The 20,601-nt window shown below is 72.9% G+C and carries 18 protein-coding genes; 11 read left to right on the plus strand and 7 right to left on the minus strand.

Annotation, left to right across the window (positions count from 1 at the left end):
- Window positions 1-545: chorismate mutase (locus CCN51_RS33550; RefSeq protein ID WP_107426127.1), on the plus strand; the 545-nt coding region annotated here is incomplete at its 5' end.
- 30 nt (window positions 546-575) lie between these two features.
- Here the strand turns inward: CCN51_RS33550 and CCN51_RS33555 are convergent.
- Window positions 576-1,625, minus strand: a complete 1,050-nt coding sequence (locus CCN51_RS33555; protein ID WP_014173691.1) for a saccharopine dehydrogenase family protein — start codon at window positions 1,623-1,625, stop codon at window positions 576-578.
- A gap of 134 nt (window positions 1,626-1,759) precedes the next feature.
- Between CCN51_RS33555 and CCN51_RS33560 the strand changes: the two genes are divergently transcribed.
- Window positions 1,760-2,764: an AraC family transcriptional regulator gene (locus CCN51_RS33560; protein ID WP_014173690.1), complete on the plus strand. Its 1,005-nt coding sequence runs from the start codon at window positions 1,760-1,762 to the stop codon at window positions 2,762-2,764.
- On the opposite strand, the gene CCN51_RS33565 is transcribed toward CCN51_RS33560, so the two are convergent.
- Entirely contained in the window at window positions 2,716-4,347 is a 1,632-nt protein-coding gene (locus tag CCN51_RS33565; protein ID WP_014173689.1) for an acyl-CoA synthetase, read from the minus strand. The two genes, CCN51_RS33560 and CCN51_RS33565, sit on opposite strands and share 49 nt — an antisense overlap.
- A 162-nt stretch (window positions 4,348-4,509) precedes the next feature.
- Here CCN51_RS33565 and CCN51_RS33570 point away from each other — a divergent pair, with 162 nt between their 5' ends.
- From CCN51_RS33570 to CCN51_RS33590, 5 genes are all read left to right on the plus strand, one after another.
- Window positions 4,510-5,316, plus strand: a complete 807-nt coding sequence (locus CCN51_RS33570; RefSeq protein WP_014173688.1) for a crotonase/enoyl-CoA hydratase family protein — start codon at window positions 4,510-4,512, stop codon at window positions 5,314-5,316.
- 57 nt (window positions 5,317-5,373) lie between these two features.
- On the plus strand, window positions 5,374-6,348 hold the full coding sequence (locus tag CCN51_RS33575) for an OB-fold nucleic acid binding domain-containing protein (protein WP_014173687.1): 975 nt from the start codon (window positions 5,374-5,376) through the stop codon (window positions 6,346-6,348).
- Entirely contained in the window at window positions 6,345-7,448 is a 1,104-nt protein-coding gene (locus CCN51_RS33580) for a thiolase domain-containing protein (RefSeq protein WP_014173686.1), read from the plus strand. Before CCN51_RS33575 ends, CCN51_RS33580 begins: the two co-directional genes overlap by 4 nt.
- Entirely contained in the window at window positions 7,445-8,611 is a 1,167-nt protein-coding gene (locus CCN51_RS33585) for a thiolase domain-containing protein (protein ID WP_014173685.1), read from the plus strand. The genes CCN51_RS33580 and CCN51_RS33585 overlap by 4 nt, the downstream gene beginning before the upstream one ends.
- 148 nt (window positions 8,612-8,759) lie before the next feature.
- Complete coding sequence (locus CCN51_RS33590; protein WP_014173684.1) at window positions 8,760-9,002, plus strand: DUF397 domain-containing protein; 243 nt, start codon at window positions 8,760-8,762, stop codon at window positions 9,000-9,002.
- A gap of 103 nt (window positions 9,003-9,105) precedes the next feature.
- Here CCN51_RS33590 and CCN51_RS33595 read toward each other — a convergent pair whose 3' ends face one another.
- Together CCN51_RS33595 and CCN51_RS33600 are read right to left on the minus strand one after the other, a co-directional pair.
- Window positions 9,106-9,834 (minus strand): leucine-rich repeat domain-containing protein, encoded by a 729-nt coding sequence (locus tag CCN51_RS33595; protein ID WP_014173683.1) that lies wholly within the window; start codon window positions 9,832-9,834, stop codon window positions 9,106-9,108.
- 32 nt (window positions 9,835-9,866) lie between these two features.
- Window positions 9,867-10,544 carry a maleylpyruvate isomerase family mycothiol-dependent enzyme gene (locus CCN51_RS33600; protein WP_043488907.1) on the minus strand — a complete coding sequence of 226 codons (678 nt, stop codon included), beginning with the start codon at window positions 10,542-10,544 and terminating at the stop codon, window positions 9,867-9,869.
- Between the two features lie 136 nt (window positions 10,545-10,680).
- Here CCN51_RS33600 and CCN51_RS33605 point away from each other — a divergent pair, with 136 nt between their 5' ends.
- Window positions 10,681-11,283: a CGNR zinc finger domain-containing protein gene (locus CCN51_RS33605; RefSeq protein ID WP_014173681.1), complete on the plus strand. Its 603-nt coding sequence runs from the start codon at window positions 10,681-10,683 to the stop codon at window positions 11,281-11,283.
- 73 nt (window positions 11,284-11,356) lie between these two features.
- On the opposite strand, the gene CCN51_RS33610 is transcribed toward CCN51_RS33605, so the two are convergent.
- On the minus strand, window positions 11,357-12,427 hold the full coding sequence (locus CCN51_RS33610) for an isoafricanol synthase (RefSeq protein ID WP_014173680.1): 1,071 nt from the start codon (window positions 12,425-12,427) through the stop codon (window positions 11,357-11,359).
- A gap of 251 nt (window positions 12,428-12,678) precedes the next feature.
- Between CCN51_RS33610 and CCN51_RS33615 the strand changes: the two genes are divergently transcribed.
- Together CCN51_RS33615 and CCN51_RS33620 are read left to right on the plus strand one after the other, a co-directional pair.
- The gene (locus CCN51_RS33615) at window positions 12,679-15,627 is read left to right on the plus strand and encodes an ATP-binding protein (RefSeq protein ID WP_014173679.1); all 2,949 of its coding nucleotides are present in this window, start codon (window positions 12,679-12,681) and stop codon (window positions 15,625-15,627) included.
- A 41-nt stretch (window positions 15,628-15,668) separates the two neighbouring features.
- Complete coding sequence (locus CCN51_RS33620) at window positions 15,669-16,169, plus strand: hypothetical protein (RefSeq protein ID WP_014173678.1); 501 nt, start codon at window positions 15,669-15,671, stop codon at window positions 16,167-16,169.
- Window positions 16,170-16,303: 134 nt separating this feature from the next.
- On the opposite strand, the gene CCN51_RS33625 is transcribed toward CCN51_RS33620, so the two are convergent.
- Complete coding sequence (locus tag CCN51_RS33625; RefSeq protein WP_014173677.1) at window positions 16,304-18,313, minus strand: N-acetylmuramoyl-L-alanine amidase; 2,010 nt, start codon at window positions 18,311-18,313, stop codon at window positions 16,304-16,306.
- 232 nt (window positions 18,314-18,545) lie between these two features.
- Window positions 18,546-19,637, minus strand: a complete 1,092-nt coding sequence (locus CCN51_RS33630) for an aminoglycoside phosphotransferase family protein (RefSeq protein ID WP_086860455.1) — start codon at window positions 19,635-19,637, stop codon at window positions 18,546-18,548.
- Window positions 19,638-19,911: 274 nt separating this feature from the next.
- On the opposite strand from CCN51_RS33630, the gene CCN51_RS33635 reads away from it, so the two are divergent.
- Window positions 19,912-20,601, plus strand: a 690-nt coding sequence (locus CCN51_RS33635; RefSeq protein ID WP_483883455.1) for an NsdA family TPR-like regulatory protein, incomplete at its 3' end; no start/stop codon positions are given.

The raw sequence follows: 20,601 nt of genomic DNA on the forward strand, positions 1-20,601 counted from the left end.
CCGCCCCGGCCTCGGCTTCCGTACCGGCCTTGGCTTCCGTACCGGCGCCTCCGTACGGGCGGCTGCTGCCGATCGCCGACCTGTCCGCCCAGCGGCTGCTGACGGCCGATCAGGTAGCCGCCGCGAAGTGGGGCACCGACAGCCCCATCGACGACCCGGAGCGGGAGCGGCAGGTGCTGGAGGCGGTGGCCGAACAGGCCCGCGCGCTGGGCGCGGACCCGGAGGCCACCGTGCGGATCTTCCGCGATCAGATCGAGGCCAACAAGCTCGTCCAGCGCGGCCTGTACCGCAAGTGGGAGGCCGACCCCGCCCAGGCCCCCACCGAACGCCCCGACCTCTCCAAGGTCCGGCTGGAGATCAACCGGATCAACGGCGAGCTGGTCCGGGCCATCGCCGACTCGGCGCGGCCCCGGGCCGAGCGGTCCTGCACGGGCCGGCTGACCGTGGCCGCGCTGCGCGTACGCCACGACAGACAGCTGGACGCACTGCACACGGTGGCACTGGAGCGGGCCCTGCCGTCGGTGTGCGCGCCGAACGGGATCTGAGCGCAGATGCCTCCCGCCGGGGCGCGGGGGCTACGCCTCCGCCGCCTCGCCGACCGACCAGCTGACGCCGTGGTCCCCCAGGAAGTCGAGGAACCCGGCGGCGTCAAAGGCCTGGGCGGGGGCGAGGACCCCCGCGGGGGCGCCGTCGGCGGCGAGCCGTCGGGCCGCCTCGACGGCGATCACGGCGGTGGTGCCGTACGCATCGGAGCCGCGCACCTCGCCCCGGGCGCGCCGGCCGTCGATGCCCAGCACCTCCACCGCGAAGGCCCACCGCATGGCCTTGCGCTGCGCGACCGCCGGGCCTTCCGGCACCTGCTCGGCCATCTCCGGGGACAGCCGCGTGAAGACCTCGTACACCTCCTGGGAGGCAAGGCCCTCCACCTGCCGGGTGCGCACATGGCGGGGCACGGTCACCACCGCGGGCAGTGCGAAGCGCACCACGGGCGTCGGCGCCGAGCCGCCGGGCAGCACGATCTCCTTACGGCGGGCGGTCGCCCGCGGTGACAGCTGCCCGTCCTCGTAGCCGAGACCGCCGTCGAGCAGCGTCTCCCGCAGAGCGCCCATCGAGCGGATGGTGCCCCGCGAGGCGCCGCCGCTGATGATGTCGACGGCGATGGCGATCTCCTCCGCCTCGCCGCCCACGTGCGCGGCGGTCAAGGCGGTGATCAGGTCGCTCGGGAGGCCGTCGTCGGTGACACCGGGGAGGACGGCGACCCCGGCGCGCTCGGCGTCCGCGCCGAAGGTGTCGAAGATGTGCCGGATGTAGGGCTGTTCGCCCGTGATGTCGACATAGTGACTGCCCGCGGCGATGGCGGCGCGCACCACGCCCTCTCCCCACCGGGTGAACGGGCCCGCGCAGTTGACGACGGCGTCGGTGTCGCGGAAAGCGGCGACGAGCGCGTCGTGGTCCTCGGCGTCCGCGACCCGTATCTCCGCGTCCTGGAACCCGGCCTCCGACGCCGCGGCGCGCAGCCGCTCGGCGCCACGCCCCACCAGTACCACGTCGATATCGCGGCGCCGCGCCTCCGCGGCCGCGAGCTTGCCGGTGTAACCACTCGCGCCAAAGACGGCGATCCTCACAACGTTCTCCTCTGGGTGTGCCTTCTGGCTTGTGATCCACCGTAGGAAGACCCGGAGAGATTCCCGATGCCTCACCGTATTCGGAACATGTCCGTTCGTCTCGTGCACGGCGCGGCCCCGATATGGTGGCGCGCATGGATGTCCTCAGCGACGCGATCACCTCCATGCGCACCGGGCGCCCCCACGCGGGGCGCACCGAGAAGCACGGCTCCTGGGGCGTGCGCTTCCCCGACTCCGAGGGGGCGGGCTTCCACGTCGTGCTCCAAGGAACCTGCTGGGTGCTGCCGGGCGACGGCGAGCCGATCGCGCTGGGCCCGGGGGATGTGGTGTTCCTGCCGCACGGGCGCGGACACGGTCTCGCCGACAGCCCAAACACCTCACTGGCCGCGTTCCGAGGCTCCCTCCCGGGTCCCTTCGCCGAAGACGCCGCTTCCCTGGACACCTCTGCCTCGGACGCCGACGGGGGCGCGGGCGGCGGTGCGGATCGGCGCCCGCGCCCGGACACGCTGTTGCTGTGCGGTGCCTATCTCCTCGACAGGGCCCGGCCGCACCCTCTCCTCGGCGAGCTGCCCCAGGCCCTCCACATCCCGGCCAGGCTCGGCCGCCACCCCGAGCTGCGCTCGGCCGTCGAACTGCTGGGCGGCGAGCTGGAGCGGACCCGCCCCGGCGCGAGCGCCGTGCTGACCTCCCTGCTCGACATGCTGCTGCTGTATGTGCTGCGCGCCTGGTACGAGGAGCAGTCCGGCCACATGAGCACCGGCTGGGCCGCCGCCCTGCACGACCGCGCCGTCTCCGAGGCGCTGCGCGCCATCCACCGCGACCCCGCCCACCCCTGGACCGTCGAGACGCTGGGACAGGCCGCGGGGCTGTCCCGGGCGGCCTTCGCCCGCCGCTTCACGGCCCTCGCCGGGCAACCGCCGCTCGCGTATCTGACCTGGTGGCGGATGACGGTGGCGGCCCGGCTGCTGCGCGAGTCGGAGCTGCCGCTGCGCGCGGTGGCCGAACGGACCGGATACGCCTCGGAATTCGCCTTCGCCAAGGCGTTCAAGCGGGAGTACGGGGTCGCGCCCGGCGGCTACCGGCGGCGCGGTCAGGAGTCGGCCGGGGCGCTCGCCGCGATCTCCCTCGCCCAGCGGTAGTCCGCCTTGCCGCTCGGCGAGCGCTGGATGTGGTCGCTGAAGACGACCGTACGCGGGATCTTGTAGCCCGCGAGCCGGGTGCGGCAGTGCGCCCGTACGGCGTCGGCGGTCAGCCGCGCCGCGCCCTCGCGGGGCTGGACGACGGCCGCGACGCGGCTGCCCCAGCGCTCGTCCGGTACGCCCGCCACCAGCGCGTCGTACACGTCCGGATGGGCCTTCAGCGCCTGCTCGACCTCCTCCGGATAGACCTTCTCGCCACCGGTGTTGATGCACTGCGAGCCGCGCCCCAGGACCGTGATCACGCCGTCCTCGTCGACCGTGCCCATGTCGCCGAGCAGCACCCAGCGCTCGCCGTCCGCCTCGAAGAACGTCTCGGCGGTTTTCTTCGGGTCGTTGTAGTAGCCGAGCGGCACATGGCCGCGCTGGGCGATGCGGCCGGGCTCGCCGGGCGCCACGGGCTGGTACGTCGCCGGGTCGACCACGGAGGTACGGGCGTTGACGTGCAGCCGGAACCCCTTCTGGGGGCCGGCGTCCTCGGTCGCGGTGCCGTTGAAACCGGACTCCGAGGAGCCGAAGTTGTTCAGCAGCATGGTGTGCGGCGCCAGCGCGGCGAACTGGGCCCGTACGGTGTCCGACAGCACCGCGCCGGAGCTGCTGACGCTGAACAGCGAGGAGCAGTCGGTGTCCTTGAGGGGGCCGGCCAGGGCGTCCACCAGGGGGCGCAGCATCGCGTCGCCGACCAGCGAGACGCTGGTGACCTTCTCCTTCTCGATCGTGCGCAGCACGTCTTCCGGCACGAATTTACGGTGAATGACCACCTTCTGGCCGAAGTTGAACCCGATGAAGGCGGTGAGCGTGGAGGTGCCGTGCATCAGCGGCGGGGTGGGGAAGAACACCAGGCCCTCGCCGCCCGCCGCCACCCGCTCCGCCAGTTCCTCGGGCCGGTCGACCGGCCGGCCGGTCGGCGCGCCGCCGCCGAGCCCGGAGAAGAACAGGTCCTCCTGCCGCCACAGCACACCCTTGGGCATGCCCGTGGTGCCACCGGTGTAGATGATGAACCGGTCGTCGGCCGAGCGCGCCGGGAAGTCGCGCACGGGCGAACCCGAGGCCTCGGCCTCCTGGAAGGGCACGGGCGCGGGGTCGGGGGTGGGGTCGTTCCCGGTCGGCGTGCCGACCCGGATGAGATGGCGCAGGGTGTCGGTGCGGGGGAGCGCGGCGGCCACCCGGTCGCCGAACTCCGCGTCGTACACCAGCGCCGCCAGGTCGGCATCCCGGTAGAGGTAGATCAGCTCTTCTTCGACATAGCGGTAGTTGACGTTCACCGGTACGGCCCGGATCTTCAGACAGGCGAGGGAGGTCTGCAGATACTCGACGCCGTTGTACAGGTGCAGGCCGACGTGTTCGCCCGGCGCGATACCGGCGTCCCGCAGATGGTGGGCGAGCCGGTTCGCGGCCGCGTCGAGCTGCGCGTAGCTCAGCCTCCGCTCGGCCCCCGTGCCGGGGTGGTCGATATACACCAGCGCCTCTCTGTCGGGCACCGTGTCGACGATCGACTCGAACAGGTCGGCAAGGTTGTACTCCACGGCTCCTCCTGACCTGACACCGGCGGGCTTGGCGGTCATTGGAGCGCCGTCCGGAAGAGATGTGAAGGCGCATGGCCAATAAATCTGACTGAGCATCAGATTTCTCTTGAAGTCGTCCGGCGCCTCCTGCAACCTGTTCTAGGTCGAGACGGGAGGACTGCCGTGACAAGCGGGACCGAACATCTGACGGTTGAGCGCGCCGGCGCGACGCTGGTGCTCACCCTGAACCGTCCGGAGGCCAAGAACGCGCTCTCGCTGCCGATGCTGGTCGGCCTCCACGACGGCTGGGCACAGGCCGACGAGGACGACGACATCCGGTCGGTGGTGCTCACCGGGGCCGGCGGGGTCTTCTGCGCGGGCATGGACCTCAAGGCCCTGGCGGGCGGCGACGGGATGGCCGGACAGCACTACCGGGACCGGCTCAAGGCCGATCCCGATCTGCACTGGAAGGCGATGCTCCGGCACCACCGGCCGCGTAAACCGGTGATCGCCGCCGTCGAAGGACACTGTGTCGCGGGCGGCACCGAAATCCTCCAGGGCACCGACATCCGCGTCGCGGGCCACGGCGCCACCTTCGGGCTCTTCGAGGTCAGGCGCGGTCTGTTCCCCATCGGCGGCTCCACCGTCCGCCTCGCCCGCCAGGTCCCGCGCACCCACGCGCTGGAGATGCTGCTGACCGGGCGGCCGTACACCGCCGAGGAGGCCGCGCGGATCGGGCTGATCGGCCGGGTCGTACCCGACGGCACGGCCCTGGAGACCGCCCTGGAGATCGCCGAGCTGATCAACGCCAACGGCCCGCTCGCCGTCGAGGCCGTCAAGGCGTCCGTGTACGAGACGGCGGAGATGACCGAGGCCGACGGCCTGAAATCCGAACTCGAACGCGGCTGGCCCATCTTCGCCACCGCCGACGCGAAGGAGGGCTCGAAGGCCTTCGCGGAGAAGCGACCGCCGGTCTACCGACGGGCCTGAACACCCACCCCGCGAGCGCACCATCCCCACCCGGCCGCGACGAAGGAGAGGCACACGATGAATCCGGCTCCCGCGCCCGAGGTGCTTTCCGCCCCTCTGGTCGTCGAGTTCCCCTTCACCCGCTCCCTCGGCCCCGTCCAGAGCGCCTTCCTGACCGGGCTGCGCGAGCGCGCCGTGCTCGGCGTACGTAGCGCGGGTGGCCGGGTGCTCGTGCCTCCCGTCGAGTACGACCCGGTCACCGCCGAGGAGATCCGCGCCCTCGTCGAGGTCGGCACCACGGGCACCGTCACCACCTGGGCCTGGAACCCCGCCCCGCGCCGCGGACAGCCCCTCGCCAACCCCTTCGCCTGGGTGCTGGTACGGCTCGACGGCGCCGACACCGCCCTGCTCCACGCCCTCGACGCAGCCGGCCCCGACGCCGTGCGCACCGGTATGCGGGTGCGGATCCGATGGGCCGAGGAGCGGGTCGGCGCCATCACCGACATCGCCTGCTTCGAACCGTACGAGAGCGAGCCGTACGAGAGCGAGCCCGCCCCGCAAGCCGCCCCGCACAGTGGCGAGTTCGCCGATCCCGTGCAGGGCATCGTGGCGCCCGCCCGCCTGGACTACGTGTACTCGCCCGGCCGCGCCCCCTCCCGCTTCATCGCCGCCCTCGCCGACCAGCGGACCGTGGGGGAGCGCTGCCCGACCTGCCGCAAGGTGTATGTCCCGCCCCGCGGCGCCTGCCCCACCTGTGGCGTCGCCACCGCCGAACAGGTCGAGGTCGGCCCCCGCGGCACCGTCACCACCTTCTGCATCGTCAACATCAAGGCGAAGAACCTCGACATCGAGGTGCCGTACGTCTACGCGCACATCGCCCTGGACGGCGCTGATCTCGCCCTCCACGGCCGCATCGGCGGCATCCCCTACGACCAGGTGCGGATGGGCCTGCGCGTCGAGCCGGTGTGGACCGAGGGCGGGCGCTACCCCGACCACTACCGCCCCACCGGCGAACCCGACGCGGACTACGACACCTATAAGGAGCTGCTGTGAACCCGAGGCACGTCGCCATCGTGGCCTTCGCGCAGACCCGCCACCGGCGCCGGTCCGCGGAGCTCTCCGAGGTCGAGATGCTGATGCCGGTCCTGCACGAAGTGCTCGGCGCGGTCGGCCTGCGCACCGGCGAGATCGACTTCACCTGCTCCGGCTCCTCCGACTATCTGGCCGGCCGCGCCTTCTCCTTCACCATGGCGCTCGACGGCGTCGGCGCCTGGCCGCCGATCTCCGAGTCGCATGTGGAGATGGACGGCGCCTGGGCGCTGTACGAGGCATGGGTCAAACTGCTGGCCGGGGAGGCCGAGACCGCGCTCGTCTACTCCTACGGCAAGTCCTCGCCGGGAGAGCTGCGCGACGTGCTGACCCGCCAACTCGACCCCTACTACCTCGCCCCGCTGTGGCCGGACCCGGTGTCCCTGGCCGCCCTCCAGGCCCAGGCGCTCATCGACGAGGGAGCCACCGACGAGCGCGCCCTCGCCGGGGTCGCCGCGCGCAGCCGCGGCGCCGCGGAACACAACCCGCACGCCCAACTGGCCGGCTCCGCCGCCCCGGACGCGCTGCTCGAGGACCCCTACCTGGTGCGGCCGCTGCGCCGTCACGACTGCCCGCCCATCGGCGACGGCGCGGCCGCCGTCGTCCTCGCCGCCGGTGACACCGCGCGCCGGCTGTGCCCGCGCCCCGCGTGGATCCGCGGTATGGACCACCGCATCGAGGCGCACGCACTGGGCGTACGGGACCTCACCCGCTCCCCCTCCACCCGGCTCGCCGCCCACAACGCCGGTCTGTTCGACGACGCTGCCGCGCCCGTCGACACCGCCGAACTGCATGCGCCCTTCACCTCGCAGGAGGTGATCCTCCGCCGCGAGCTGGAGCTGGGCGAGGGCGTACGCGTCAATCCGTCCGGCGGCGCGCTCGCCGCCAACCCCATGATGGCCGCCGGGCTGATCCGCCTCGGCGAGGCCGCGGCCCGTATCCACCGCGGCGACTCCGACCGGGCCGTCGCACACGCCACCTCCGGGCCGTGTCTGCAGCACAACCTGGTGGCGGTCCTGGAAGGAGAACGGGCAGTGAAGACTGAGCGGGAGGAGGGGGCATGAGCAAGGAGCCCATCGCCGTCGTCGGGGTCGGCCAGACCAAGCACACCGCCGCCCGCCGGGATGTGTCGATCGCCGGGCTGGTCCGCGAGGCCGCCGTACGCGCCCTCGAAGACGCCCAGCTGACCTGGGCGGACATCGACGCCGTCGTCATCGGCAAGGCGCCCGACTTCTTCGAGGGCGTGATGATGCCCGAGCTCTACCTCGCCGATGCGCTCGGCGCGGTCGGCAAGCCCATGCTGCGGGTGCACACCGCGGGCTCGGTCGGCGGCTCCACCGCGCTGGTCGCCGCGAATCTGGTGGCCGCCCGCGTCCACCGCACCGTCCTGACCCTGGCCTTCGAGAAGCAGTCCGAGTCCAACGCCATGTGGGGGCTCTCCCTGCCCATCCCCTTCCAACAGCCGCTGCTGGCCGGGGCGGGCGGCTTCTTCGCCCCCCACGTCCGGGCCTATATGCGGCGGACCGGCGCCCCGCCCACCATCGGCTCGCTCGTCGCGTACAAGGACCGCCGCAACGCCCTGCGCAACCCCTACGCCCACCTCCACGAGCAGGATCTGACCCTGGAGAAGGTGCAGTCCTCCCCGATGCTGTGGGACCCCATCCGCTACTCGGAGACCTGCCCGTCCTCCGACGGCGCCTGCGCCATGGTGCTCACCGACCGGGCCGGCGCCGCCCGTGCGCCCGCCCCGCCCGCCTGGGTGCACGGCGGCGCCATGCGCAGCGAGCCGACGCTCTTCGCGGGCAAGGACTTCGTCTCGCCGCTGGCCGGCAAGGACTGCGCGGCCGATGTCTACCGGCAGGCCGGGATCACCGATCCGCGCCGGGAGATCGACGCGGTGGAGATGTATGTGCCGTTCAGCTGGTACGAGCCGATGTGGCTGGAGAATCTGGGCTTCGCCGCCGAGGGCGAGGGCTGGAAGCTCACCGAGTCGGGTGTGACGGAGATCGACGGCGATCTGCCGGTCAACCCCTCGGGCGGGGTGCTGTCCACCAACCCCATCGGCGCCTCGGGGATGATCCGCTTCGCCGAGGCCGCGCTGCAGGTGCGCGGGCAGGCGGGGGAGCACCAGGTGGAGGGCGCGCGCAAGGCCCTCGGGCACGCCTATGGCGGAGGCTCGCAGTTCTTCTCGATGTGGCTGGTAGCGGCCGAACCCCCGGTCGGCTGACCGGGTCCCGGGCCGCCCCCGCCTGTTGTCTGCCGCCGTCCCGCCGTACGTCCGCGTGTGCGGTGCCGTCCTTCTTTCGCGGCCTGTGCGGCGCCGGTCGCGATCGCTAGGCTGGGGTGGGGACGACGATCCGGGAGGAGCCAACCACGTGGCCAACACCACCACCGAACAACCCCTGGCAGGCAGCGCCGAGAAGCCCGACCTCGATCTCACCACCGCCCAGTGGAGGTCGAGCAGCCAGGGCGTGGGCGATGTCGAGATCGCCTTTGTCGAGGGCTATATCGCCATGCGCCACGGCCGTCGGCCGCAGGACCCGGCCCTGATCTTCTCCCCCGCCGAGTGGCGCGCCTTCGTCATCGGCGCGCGCGACGGCGAGTTCGATCTGACCTGAGCTGATTTGACCTGCGCCGGGGCGGATTCGAGCCGAGGCGTTACGGGTCGGGCTGCCCGAGCACTTGGGGCAGCTCGCCCTCGTACACGAGCGTCAGCGGCCCTCAGGTGAGCACGGCGCAGCCCCTTTCCCTGAGGGCCTGCAGTGGCCGTAGCTCGTCTCCTCGCTCCTCGAATCCGTTCCAGCGCAGATCGAGCTTTTCCAGGGACGGCAGCTCCGCGATCCAGTCCGGAATCCCATGCAGTCGGTTGCTCCGCAGATCGAGATGGCGCAGCAGCGGCAGTGCGCTCAGTGGCTCGGGCACCGACTCCAGGGCGCTGTCACGCAGTTCGAGGTGGCGCAGCTGGGTGAGCGCGGAGAAGGTGGCGGGCAGGGAGGCGAGGCGATTGCCGCGCAGCCACAGCTCCCGCAGCCGGCCGAGCCGCCCGATCGACTCGGGCAGCCCGGCCAGCTCGTTGTGTTGCGCGCGCAGCTCGACCAGGCCCGCCATGTCACCGATCTCCGAGGGCAGTTCACCGATCCGGTTCTCGCCGACGTTGAGATATGCCAGCTCGTCCAGCCGGCCGAGCTCGGGTGGCAGCCGGGTCAGGTGGTTGTCGTGCAGATACAGATACCGGGTCAGGCCCCGTAGTTCGCCGAGCTCTCCGGGTGCTTCGGCGAGTTGGTTGTGGCCCAGGTCGAGCGTGTGCAGCCGCTGGAGGCGGCCGACGGCCGGGGAGAGGCGGGTGAGCCCGTTGTCGGCAAGGATCAGCACCCGCAGCCCCGTGCGCTCCCAAACGTCCTCGGGCACCTCGCCGAGGCCCGCCTTCCAGAGGTTGAGTACATCCGTCATGAGGACGGACCCTAGGGGCCGCCCGGCCATGGCTACGGCCAGGGGCGGAGCTCGGGGAGCGGGGCCGGGCCGCTGTCCAGCGGGCCGGCGGGGGTGCGTCCGGCCAGCCACGTCGTGAGATCGGTCAGCCGCCCCCGTACGGTCAGCGGTTCGCCGGAGCCGTACGTGCGCCGCTCCGGTCCGTCGGTGGCCTCCAGGGTCAGCCGGGTGTCCAGCGGTGCGCGCGGGGCGAGGAAGTCCAGCGCGTGCGCGCAGAAGTCGCGTGACCAGTCGCCGGGGCCGTAGCCGAGCAGCGCGTCCGTCGTGTGGATCTCCAACTCCCGCCACCAGCACAGCAGAACACCCCGTACGTCCGAGTCGCGGTAGCGCACGGGCCGCTCCCAGTCCCGTGGGCCCACCGCGGTGAAGGCGCCCTCAGCCTCCGCCAGGGCCTCGGCCACGGTGTGCCGCAGCTCGTCCGCCGAGCGCTTCGAACCCGCCTCGATCGCGGCGTCCCGGGCCGGGCGGCCCCCGTCGTACACCTCGATCAGCTCACCCTGCATCGCGAACCTGGTCTGCCGGGCCAGCGCCGATGCGACGCCCCCGATATGAGCCAGCACATGGGCGCGGCTCCAGCCGGGCAGTGCGCTCGGCTCGCGGACCGCGGCCTCGGTCAGGCCGTCCAGCAGGGTGCGCAGCCGCTGGTGTCCGTCGAGTACGGCGGCGACCACGCGCGCCGCACCGTCAGCGCCCGTGTCGGCGCGCCTGTCTGTGTCTGCGTCTGTGTCTGCGCTCGTCCGGTCGTTCTTCTCGTTCATACGTCCCCCAGGGGCTAATGGTTGGATCGGGAGGCTACCATTAACCCCCATGGCCGCCGATCGACTCGCCCTCGCACTCGCCGTCACCATCCGCCACGACGGGAACGGCGGCGTGGCCGACGATCTGACCGCGCCCGAAGGGCTGACCGACTGGGTGCGGGAGCTGGCCGAGCCGCTACGGGACGCGCTGGACGCCGAGGACTTCACCGCGGACACGGCCGCGCTCGACGCCGTACGCGAGCTGCGCGCCGCCGTCCGCGCGCTGTTCGCCCGCGCGGTGCGGCCCGGCCCGCCGAGCTCCGCCGACGCCCACCGGCTGCTGCCCGAGGACCAGGCCATGGCGCGGCTGAACGCGGCGGCGGCCCGGGCGCCCGGCGCCCCGCGCCTGGAGTGGCCCGACGGCGGTGCCCCCGTGGTGCGCGCCGCCCGGCCGCCGGGCTTCACCGACGCCGACCGGCTGGTGGCGGCGCTCGCCCGCGATGCCATCGGGTTTCTCGCCGGGCCGGAGCGCGAGCGGCTGCGGGCCTGCCCCGCGCCGCGCTGTGTGCGCTACTTCGTCAAGGACCATCCCCGCCAGGAGTGGTGCAAGCCGTCCTGTGGCAACCGCGCCCGCGTCGCCCGCCACCACCGCCGCCACCGGACGGAGTCCTGACCCGCCTGGAGTGAACCCGCCTGGAGTGATCGTGCCTGGAGTGATCCCGCCTGGAGCCGAAACGATCCGGCCGTCAGGACGCCGGTGTCGCATACGCGGCGAGGCCCGCCCACGGCCGCTGCCGCCCGCTGCTCACCGCCGCTATGCCGCGCTCGTCGTACCGGGCCGTCCGATACGACCACGCGAGATTGCCCCGCATCACATGCCGCATGCCGTCCACGTAGTGCGCCACGTGCCGCAGGGTGTCCGCCCCGGCCCCGGCGAGGAGCGCGGGCAGCCGCGCGGCGGTCTCCTCGAACCACCGGTAGCGGGCGTCGGCGAGGCGCGCGATATGCTCCACGGCCTCCTCCAGGGTGCAGCCCGTGAGCTCCCGCTGGACGATCACGCTGTTGTGGACGTCCCCGGCGGCCAGCTCCTTGGCCAGGGAGACGATGTCATTGGTGAAGACCACCACATCGTCGGTGGCCTCCCGCATCCGCTCGAGCGGGAAACCGCCGTGCACCGCCTCCGGCAGGGCGTATCCGCCGAACCGCTCGTTGAGATCCAGACACGGCTGCACGCCGATCGAGTGGCGGCGCAGGGCCACCACCGCCTCCACCGAGCGCGGGCGGCTCCCGGTGCGGCCCAGCGCTTCGCGGTGGTAGGAGTGCAGATACTCCGTCCAGTGGCGGCGGAAACGTTGCCGCCACACCCGCGGCCTGCCCTGGTGGATGCGGTGCCACAGATCGCGGAAGCTCTCGACGAGAGGGCCGCCGGGAACGTCCCCGGCGGCCCTCCCGGTCGGCTCCTCCGCCTCGCGCGTCACCTGGACGAGGGCGTCGAGCAGCCGTAACACCTCCTGCGGCCGGCATCCCAGCTCCCCGTCGAACTGGTCGTCGAAAACGAAGTACCACCCGCACAGATCATTGCCCAAGGCCAGGTCGGCGCCCGTGTCGCCCGGGTAGAAGTACGCCGCCAGCAGATCGAAGCGCAGCGCGTCGTACTCGGCCACCGACGCGTCCCCCTGGAAGACGCCGTACCGCGACAGCCACTCAATGGTGTGCCGCCGCGCGGCCTCCGCGTCCGGGCTGATCAGATCGGCCGGCGGGAAGCCGAAGAGCGCCGCCGACCGGGTCGCTGGTGGTGGTGAACCTGCCTTGTCCATGGTCCGTATCCGCCCCCTCAGGACATACGGGACCGCGCCGGAGCCAGGGACCGGCCCCCTCCGCGCCACGGTCCTCGCCGCATCCGGACATGGTGGCGTGGCCGCTGTTCCCTTCGATAGGGCGCCGGTCGAATTGGCGTGTGCCAATGGCAATGCCGTCAGAAAATTCCCCGCATACCGCGCTACGGAGCGTCCCGATCGGGCTACGCTCAGCTGTACCTGCCGAATGGGGTACGAGCGTGGCGGAGAACATGACACGACAGGGCCGGGGGCGCCGGACGCTGCTGGAGCGGGAGCTCGAACTCAGCGCGGTGGACCACGCGTTGACCGAGCTGTGCGGGGAGCCGGCCGACGACTCGGCCGGGCCGCGCGCCGGCGGGGTGATCGCGTTCGCGGGGCCGGGCGGCGCCGGTAAGACCGCGCTGCTCGGCGAGGTCAGGCGGCGGGCCGCCGCTCGTGGCTGCACGGTGCTCTCGGCGCGCGCCGGGGAGCAGGAGCAGGGCGTCGCCTTCCATGTCGTGCGCCAGCTCTTCCAGCCCGTACTCGCGGCGACCGGCGAGGAGGCCCACCGCAGGATCCTCGGCGGCTGGTACGACATCGTCGCGCCCGCCGTCGGCCTGGTGGTCTCGGCCGAAGGCGGCTCGCCCGACCCGCACGGGGTGCGCGACGGCCTGGACTGGCTGGTGACCCGCTTCGCCGTCCAGCGGGCCCCGGTCGTCATGATCCTGGACGACGCCCACTGGGCCGACGCCGAATCCCTCGACTGGCTCACCCGGTTCGCGCCCCGCGCCGTGGATCTGCCCATGCTGCTCGCGGTCGGCTACCGACCCGACGAGCTGTCCGCCGACGCGGCGGCGCTGCGCGGGCTCACCGAGCGGCAGGGCTCGCGGCCCCGGCTGCTGGCGCCGCTCACCCCGGGCGCGGTCGGCCGGATGGTGCGCGAGGTGCTGGGCGCGGGGGCGGACGAGTCGTTCTGCCGCGAGTGCTGGGCGGTCACCGGCGGCAACCCCTTCGAGGTCGTCGAGCTCACCGCCAAAGTCCGCGAGCGCGATCTGAAACCGCAGTCGGACAACCTGGCCCATCTGCGTGAGCTGGTCTCCACGGCCAAGGAGAGCGGCCTGACCGACCGGCTGAGCCGGCTCGGCACCTCCGCCGTCCGGCTCGCCTGGGCCGTCGCGGTCCTCGGCAGCGAGGCCACCCCGGCCCTGGCCGCGGATGTCTCGGGCCTGTCCACCATCGAGACCGCCGAGCTGGCTCTGCGGCTGGCCGACGCCCGTATCTTCACCCCGCCGCGCCCATCACCGGAGAAGCGGCCCCTGGAATTCCTCCACCCGCTGATCGCCACCGCCGTCTACCGCGCGATCCCCGCCGCCCTGCGCGTGGCCATGCACGGCAGCGCCGCCGCCACGGTCCTGTCCGCGGGCCGCGGCTCCGGAGCCGCCGGGCGCCATCTGCTGGAGCTGCACCCCGAGGCCGACCCCTGGGTGGTGCGCCATCTGCGCGCGGCGGCCCGGGAGTATCTGCGAGCCGGCGCGCCCGACACCGCCCGCCGCTGCCTCGCCCGGGCCCTGCGCGAACCGCCCTCGCTCCAGGAGCGGCCCGCCGTGCTCTACGAACTGGGCTGCGCCGCCCAGCTCAGCGAGCCCGCCGTCACTGTCAACCATCTGCGGGCCGCCCTGGAGGAGCCCGCGCTCGGCCCGGAGCTGCGCGAGTCGATCACCTACCGGCTGGCCCAGGCGTACGGCCACAGCGGCCGTATGGAGGAGGCCGCGCAGCTCGTGGCCGCCGAGGCCGGGCGGGCCGGCAGCGCCCGCACTCGGCTGCGGATGCAGGCCGAACAGATCATGTGGAACATGTTCCGCGCCGACGGCCAGGACTCGCCCGCCCGCTCCCGCCGACTGGCCCGGCTGGTGGACCGGCTCTCCGGCCGCGGCATGGCCGAGCGCTATCTGCGGGGCCTGCGCGCCTTCGACGCGATGACCCGCGGCGAACCGGCCGCCACCGCCCTGCGCCACGCCGACGAGGCCCTGGGTGACGGCCTGAGCTGGACCGACGACGAGTGGGGCTTCGAGGTGCCCATCCTGGTCGCCCTGACGTTCCTCCACTGTGACCAGCCGGGGCGCGCCGAGGAGCTGTTCGCGAACGGGGTCGCGGAGTGCGAGCGGAAGGGCTGGCGCGGCGCGCATCTGGCGTTCGGCCTCACCCTCCTCGGGTATGTCCGCTACCGCCGCGGGGCGCTCGCCGAGGCCGAAGAACTCGCCCGCGAGGGGCTGCGGATCGCCGACCTGGTCGGGCCGGAGACGCCCGCCCACTGGACCGCCGTCGGCACGCTCATCCAGACCCTGCTCAGCCGCGGCCGGGTCGAGGAGGCCCAGGAGTTCGCCGCCGAGCACTCCTGTGGCGGAAACACCCTCCAGGCCCTCCAGGCACTCCTGTGCCCGGACGCGCCGACCGTGCGCGGCGAGCTGCTGCTGGCCCGCAATATGCACAGCGAGGCCCGGCAGCGGCTCACCCAGGTCGGCCTGCGGATGGACCGGCGCGGTATGCGCAACCCCGCCTGGTGTCCCTGGCAGCTGCACCTGGCCCAGTCCCTGGCGCTCACCGAGCCACGGCAGGCCGCCGAAGTGGCCCGGGACGCGGTGCGCCGCGCCCGCCAGTTCGGCGCCCACTCCATGATCGGCCGCGCCCTGCACACCGCCGGGCTCGTGACCCAGGGGCCGGAACGGCTCAGGCTGCTGGCCGAGGCCGTCGACCACCTCGAACGCTCGCCGTCCGCCTACGACCTGGCCGTGGCCCTGGTCGACCACGGCACCGCCCTGCGCCGGATCGGACTGCCGCAGGAGGCCGGAGACCGGCTCTACCGCGGGCTGGAAGGCGCGGTGCAGTGCGGGGCCGACGCGCTCGCGGTACGGGCCCGCGACGAGCTGTCCGCCACCGGACTGCGCCCGCTGCAGCTGCGCGCCGACCACGGCTCCCCGCTCACCTCCCAGGAGCAGGCGGCCGCCGAGCGGGCCGCCCTCGGCTGGGGCGACGACCGGATCGGCGACGAGCTGGGCCTCGAAGAGCGCGAGGTGACGCAGGTGCTTTCCGGCGTGTACCGCAAGGTGGGCACCGACCGCACCGGGCTGGCCAAGGTCCTGGGCGCCCCGGTCGGTGTCACCATCGGCGCCCGTGTTCCGCGGCCGGTGTCCGGGCGCTGACCCGGGGCGGATTCCGGCGCCGGGGCACGTACCATGTCCGCATGTCGTTCCTCCGCCGCCGCAGCCCCGCCACGCCCACCGGTCCGGACTTCGACGTCCTGGCCATGGACCCGGGGGACTGGCCCGGCGATCTCGGGGCCGGGCTGCTGCCCGCACCCGACGGCAGCTGCCAGGGCGTCTTTCTCCGCTACGACCTGTTCGGCGGGCGCGGCCCCGCGATGATCATCGGCAATCTGCCCGAGGGATCCCCGGCCCGCGAGCTGGCCGAAGGACAGGTGCCGTTCGAGGTGACACAGCTGCTGGCGGCCCTGGGAAACGACGAGCCGGTCCATGTGGTGGACACCGAGGACACCCCGGTCATGCACGAGGACAACCTGCTCATCGTGCGCCGCATCAAGCTCTCCGAGGGCCGGATCTCCTGCTCCCAGTTCGACCGCAGCGACGGTGTCCTGGTCACCATCGCCAGCTGGGACCGGCCCATCACCGACGACCTCTACCGGCTGCTCAAGCCGCTGCCCGCGGAGATGTTCCAGCAGGGCTGAGGCCCGACCAGGCCGTCATCAACGGGAGTTCTCCGCCGCGTACTTCGATCGGGGGATTGTCGGACGGCTGAGGGCCGACCGCCCCGGCGCGGTCGGCCTCACCCACAGACGCCGCGCCCGAGGCGAGCCGGCGACTACCGGTCGGAGCGCTCGATCCGCACATCGGCGGCCCGTACGAACGCCACCCGGTGCCCGAACTGGATCTGGTAGTACACGTCTTGGCCGCGCACCACCTTGTGGCCCGCCGGGTCGAAGGTGGTCGCCCACAGATACTCGCCCTGGGTCTTCAGCCCCAGCGCGTACCGCTGCCCGGCGAGCAGCTTGTACGGCAGCGGCGAGACGGCCTGCACCGGTACGCCCTCCGGGTACGCCTCCTTCTCCGGGTAGGCGCGGCCGTACACCGGCACGTCCGCCGCGCCGTCCTTCGGGGTGATGACCAGGCCCCCGCCGTTCACCGCGGTCGGCCGGCCCTTGGGGTTCTCGAACCAGGCCTTCTGCCCCAGATACCAGATGGCCGTCCAGTCGCCCTGCCGCTCCGCGACCGCGAACCGCTGGCCCGTCGAAGCGCGGGCGCCGGTGTCGTTGACGCCGGTCGTGGAGTCCGATCCGTCGGGGCGCAGCCCGATGTCCTTGATCAGCGGGGCGTCCGCGCTCGGCGCGGTGTGCAGCCGCACCGCGCCCGAGCCGTGCGGGGCGCAGGGCTGTCCGGCGGTGTCGCAGCCGGTGTACACCGGCTGGTGGGTGTCGTAGTCGGGGCGGATGGTGACCAGCCCGCCGCTCGGGCCCGCGGTGGTGCGGAAGGGCGCGCCGAGGAGGGTGAAGTAGTGCGCCCAGTCCCAGTAGGGGCCGGGGTCGGTGTGCATCCCCTTGATGTTCGGGGTGGTGGTGCCGGGGACGTTGTCATGGCCCAGGATGTGCTGGCGGTCCAGCGGGATGTCGTACTTCCGCGCGAGATAGCGCACCAGCCGGGCCGAGGCGCGGTACATCGCCTCCGTGTACCAGGCGTCGGGCGCGGTGAGGAACCCCTCGTGCTCCAGCCCGATCGACTTGGCGTTGACGTACCAGTTGCCCGCGTGCCAGCCGACGTCCTTGAGCGCCAGGTGCTGGGCGATGTGCCCGTCGGCGGAGCGCAGGGTGTACTGCCAGGACACATACGTGGGGTCCTGGATCAGCTTGAGGCAGACGTCCCAGGTGCCTTCGGTGTCATGGATGACGATGTAGTCGATCGTCTGGGACTCGGGGCGGTTGCCCAGGTCGTGGTTGCCGTAGTCGTTGTCGCCGAACTGCTCGTACGGCGCCGGGATCCACTCGCAGGAGACGCCCTTGGGGGCGTCGACGTTCGGATCCCGCGCGACGGACGGCAGCCCCAGCGTCCGCAACTGCCGGGTGTCGGGGGACACCCCGGGCGCGGCGGGGAGCGAGACCGCCTCGCCGGAGCCCGTGGTGCGCGCCGCGCCGCCGCGGATCACGTCGAAGACGTCGTCGGCGAAGACTGCGGCTGCCGTGGCGTTGTCAGAGCCGGAGTAGGCCGCCACCGCCCCGTACCAGTCGGCCGGGTCCTCGCTCAGCGGCAGCCCCAGCTTCTTCTGCTCCGCGGCCAGCAGGGCCGCGCCACCGCGCACATTGGCCGCCTCGTCCGCGCGCAGCGCCTCCGCGGACAGCCCGCTCAGCTCGGCGGCCCGCTCCAGCGTCCGCAGCCGCGCGGGCAGCTGCCGCGGCTGGGGCACCTCGGTGTCGGGCACCAGACGGGCACGCGCCAGATCGCCGCGCGCGTCCTCGCTGCCATGGCTGTGGTGCGGGGTGCGGGCCAGAGCGGTGGTCGCGTCGGTGAGGTGCATGGGGCCGTAGCCGCCGGTGACGCTGGGCGCGCCGCCGTGGCCGTCCCAGCGCGACTGCAGATACGACACACCCAGCAGCACGCTCAGCGGGACGCCGTACTCCTTCGCCGCGGCGGCGAAGGCCCCCTGCAGGGCGTCGCTCCCGGACCGGGACTCGTCGGCCAGGGCGGCCGGGGCCTGGGCCGCGAGGGGGAGCAGAAAGGCGGCCGACGCGGCGGCACCGGCCGTCCGCAGGGCGGTCCGCCGCGTGGGGCCGGGCTCCGGTCTGTTCGGGTCGTGCGCGCTGTCCTGTGCGGATCCTCGCATTGCAGCCTCCTCTAAGGCGGGCCGAGCGTGCGCCGGTGTGCGCCGGCCATGCGTACGGGGCCGAGCCCACCTAGAGGTATCCGGTGCCGGGCGATCCGTCAATCATGCTCGGCCGCCCGGGTGTTCGCACGTCAACGCCCGTGCCGAGGTGTTTCCCGGCACGGGCGCACGGGCCTGCGGCGCGTCACTGGTCCAGACCGATGACGGCCAGACCGATGACGCGCCCCGCGGCTCAACGGGTTCCGACCGCGGCCCGCACGGCACGCCGCGCGAGGGAGCAGTCGTCGTGCAGGCGGCGCAGCAGCAGACGCTGCTCCTCACCGGCCCCGACCGCGCCCGGAGCCACGGGGGCGGGGTCGTGCATGGTGCGCTGCACGGCGGTTTCGTACTGGCGGATCTCCCGTGTCAGTACGAGCATCAGATTCACCAGGAAGGCGTCCCGCGCATCGGGCCCCGCCGCCTGCGCCAGCTGGCTGATCTGGCGCCGCGGCCCTGGGGCGTCACCCAGCGCGGTCCACAGCGTGGCCAGGTCGTACCCGGGCAGATACCAGCCCGCGTGGTCCCAGTCGATGAGCGCCGCCCCGGCCGGCGAGAGCAGGATGTTGTTCAGTAACGCGTCGCCGTGGCAGAACTGGCTCTGGCGGGCGGCGGTGTGCGCGAGGCCGCGCAGCAGCTTCCGCAGATCGCCCATGTCCCGGTCGGTGAGCAGCCCGAGCTCGTGGTAGCGCGCCAGCCGGGCGGCGTAGTCGATCGGCGCGTCGAACAGATTGGCGGGCGGCCGCCATAGATTGATCCGGCAGATGGCGCCGAGCGCGGCCCGCACATCGGCGCGCGGTGGCGGCTCGCAGGGGTGGCGCTGGGAGGCCGCCACCCGCCCGGGCATCCGCTCGATGACCAGGGTGCAGTTGTCCGGGTCCGCCGCGATCAGCCGGGGCACCCGGACCGGCGGCCGATGACGGACGAACGCCCGGTACATCGCTATTTCCCGCCGGAACCGCTCGGCCCAGGCCGGTGAGTGGTCCAGCAGGCACTTGGCGACCGCGGTGCTGCGGCCGGTGGTGCCGACCAGGAGGACGGACCGCCCGCTGCGCCGGAGCACCTGGACGGGGTTGAACTCCGGACAGATGCGGTGGACGGACGCGATCGCCGTGCGCAGCTGTGCTCCCTGCGGGCCGGACATATCGAGTCTGCCGCTCAGCGGGCCGGGGCCCGGGGCCCGCCTCGCTCGCCCGCCGGGGGCGGGATCCAGGAACGGCCCGGCGCCGGGCGGCTGCCGCCGGTACGGCCGGGGCGGGGCGGACACGGAGGACGATGCTGCGTACATGGACAATACAGATCCCTTCGTGTGCCGATGAGTCGCGCGCCTCCCGGCCCCGGGGCGAGGCCGCACCCTGGGGAATGCGGTCCGCGAACTGCCCCCGCGGGTGCGGGGACGACTTCTTTCGCTGAACGCCGCCGGGCCGGGTGGCGCGGTCCTACACCACACCCGGCCGCGGGTGGCACACCATCTGGCGGACCCTGGCGAACCCTGGCGAATAGTCGCACGGGCCGTGACAGGGCGGTTACTGTCAAGTCAGCCGAGAACCTGGGGGCTTGACGTGACGAGGGAACCCAACACCCGTCTCGCGGACCTGTTCGGCCTCGCCGGCTGGTCCAAGGGGGAACTCGCGAGACTCGTGAACCGGAAGGCGGCGGCCATGGGCCATCCGCAGCTGGCGACCGACACCTCGCGGGTGCGGCGTTGGATCGACACCGGCGAGATGCCGCGCGATCCCGTGCCCAAGGTTTTGGCCGCCCTGTTCACCGAGCGCCTCGGTCGAGTCGTGACCATCGAGGACCTCGGGTTCGCACGGCAGGGGCGCGCGGGGAAGGGGCAGTCCGCGGACGGGCTGCTCTGGGCGCCCGAGTCCACGGCCGCGGTCCTCACCGAATTCACGGGAATGGACCTTATGTTCAACCGACGCGGCTTGGTGGGTGCGGGCGCCGCGCTCGCCGCAGGATCAGCCATCACCGGAGCCATGCACGACTGGCTGCACAGTGACCCGACTCTGGCCACCGACGCCCCCCGTACCGACGATCCGCTGTCCGCGGACTTCGCCGGTTTCGACCGCTACGAGGCGGCCCCCGTGGGCTCCCAGGAGATCGACGCGCTGGAGCGTTCGGTCGATGTCTTCCGCGCCTGGGACGCCGCCCGCGGCGGGGGGCTGCAGCGCAAGGCCGTGGTGGGCCAGCTCAACGAGGTGGGCGGGATGCTCGCCTATCGCCACCCCCCGGCGCTGCAGCGCCGG

Source organism: Streptomyces milbemycinicus (assembly GCF_002154605.1).
In the GTDB taxonomy this organism is placed as follows: domain Bacteria; phylum Actinomycetota; class Actinomycetes; order Streptomycetales; family Streptomycetaceae; genus Streptomyces; species Streptomyces milbemycinicus.

Coding starts and splice junctions, on each gene's coding strand:
- CCN51_RS33605 (WP_014173681.1), top strand. CDS start 10,681: ATGGCCGCCGATCGACTCGCCCTCGCACTCGCCGTCACCATCCGCCAC.
- CCN51_RS33615 (WP_014173679.1), top strand. CDS start 12,679: ATGACACGACAGGGCCGGGGGCGCCGGACGCTGCTGGAGCGGGAGCTC.
- CCN51_RS33620 (WP_014173678.1), top strand. CDS start 15,669: ATGTCGTTCCTCCGCCGCCGCAGCCCCGCCACGCCCACCGGTCCGGAC.
- CCN51_RS33560 (WP_014173690.1), top strand. CDS start 1,760: ATGGATGTCCTCAGCGACGCGATCACCTCCATGCGCACCGGGCGCCCC.
- CCN51_RS33595 (WP_014173683.1), bottom strand. CDS start 9,834: ATGACGGATGTACTCAACCTCTGGAAGGCGGGCCTCGGCGAGGTGCCC.
- CCN51_RS33585 (WP_014173685.1), top strand. CDS start 7,445: ATGAGCAAGGAGCCCATCGCCGTCGTCGGGGTCGGCCAGACCAAGCAC.
- CCN51_RS33625 (WP_014173677.1), bottom strand. CDS start 18,313: ATGCGAGGATCCGCACAGGACAGCGCGCACGACCCGAACAGACCGGAG.
- CCN51_RS33575 (WP_014173687.1), top strand. CDS start 5,374: ATGAATCCGGCTCCCGCGCCCGAGGTGCTTTCCGCCCCTCTGGTCGTC.
- CCN51_RS33610 (WP_014173680.1), bottom strand. CDS start 12,427: ATGGACAAGGCAGGTTCACCACCACCAGCGACCCGGTCGGCGGCGCTC.
- CCN51_RS33630 (WP_086860455.1), bottom strand. CDS start 19,637: ATGTACGCAGCATCGTCCTCCGTGTCCGCCCCGCCCCGGCCGTACCGG.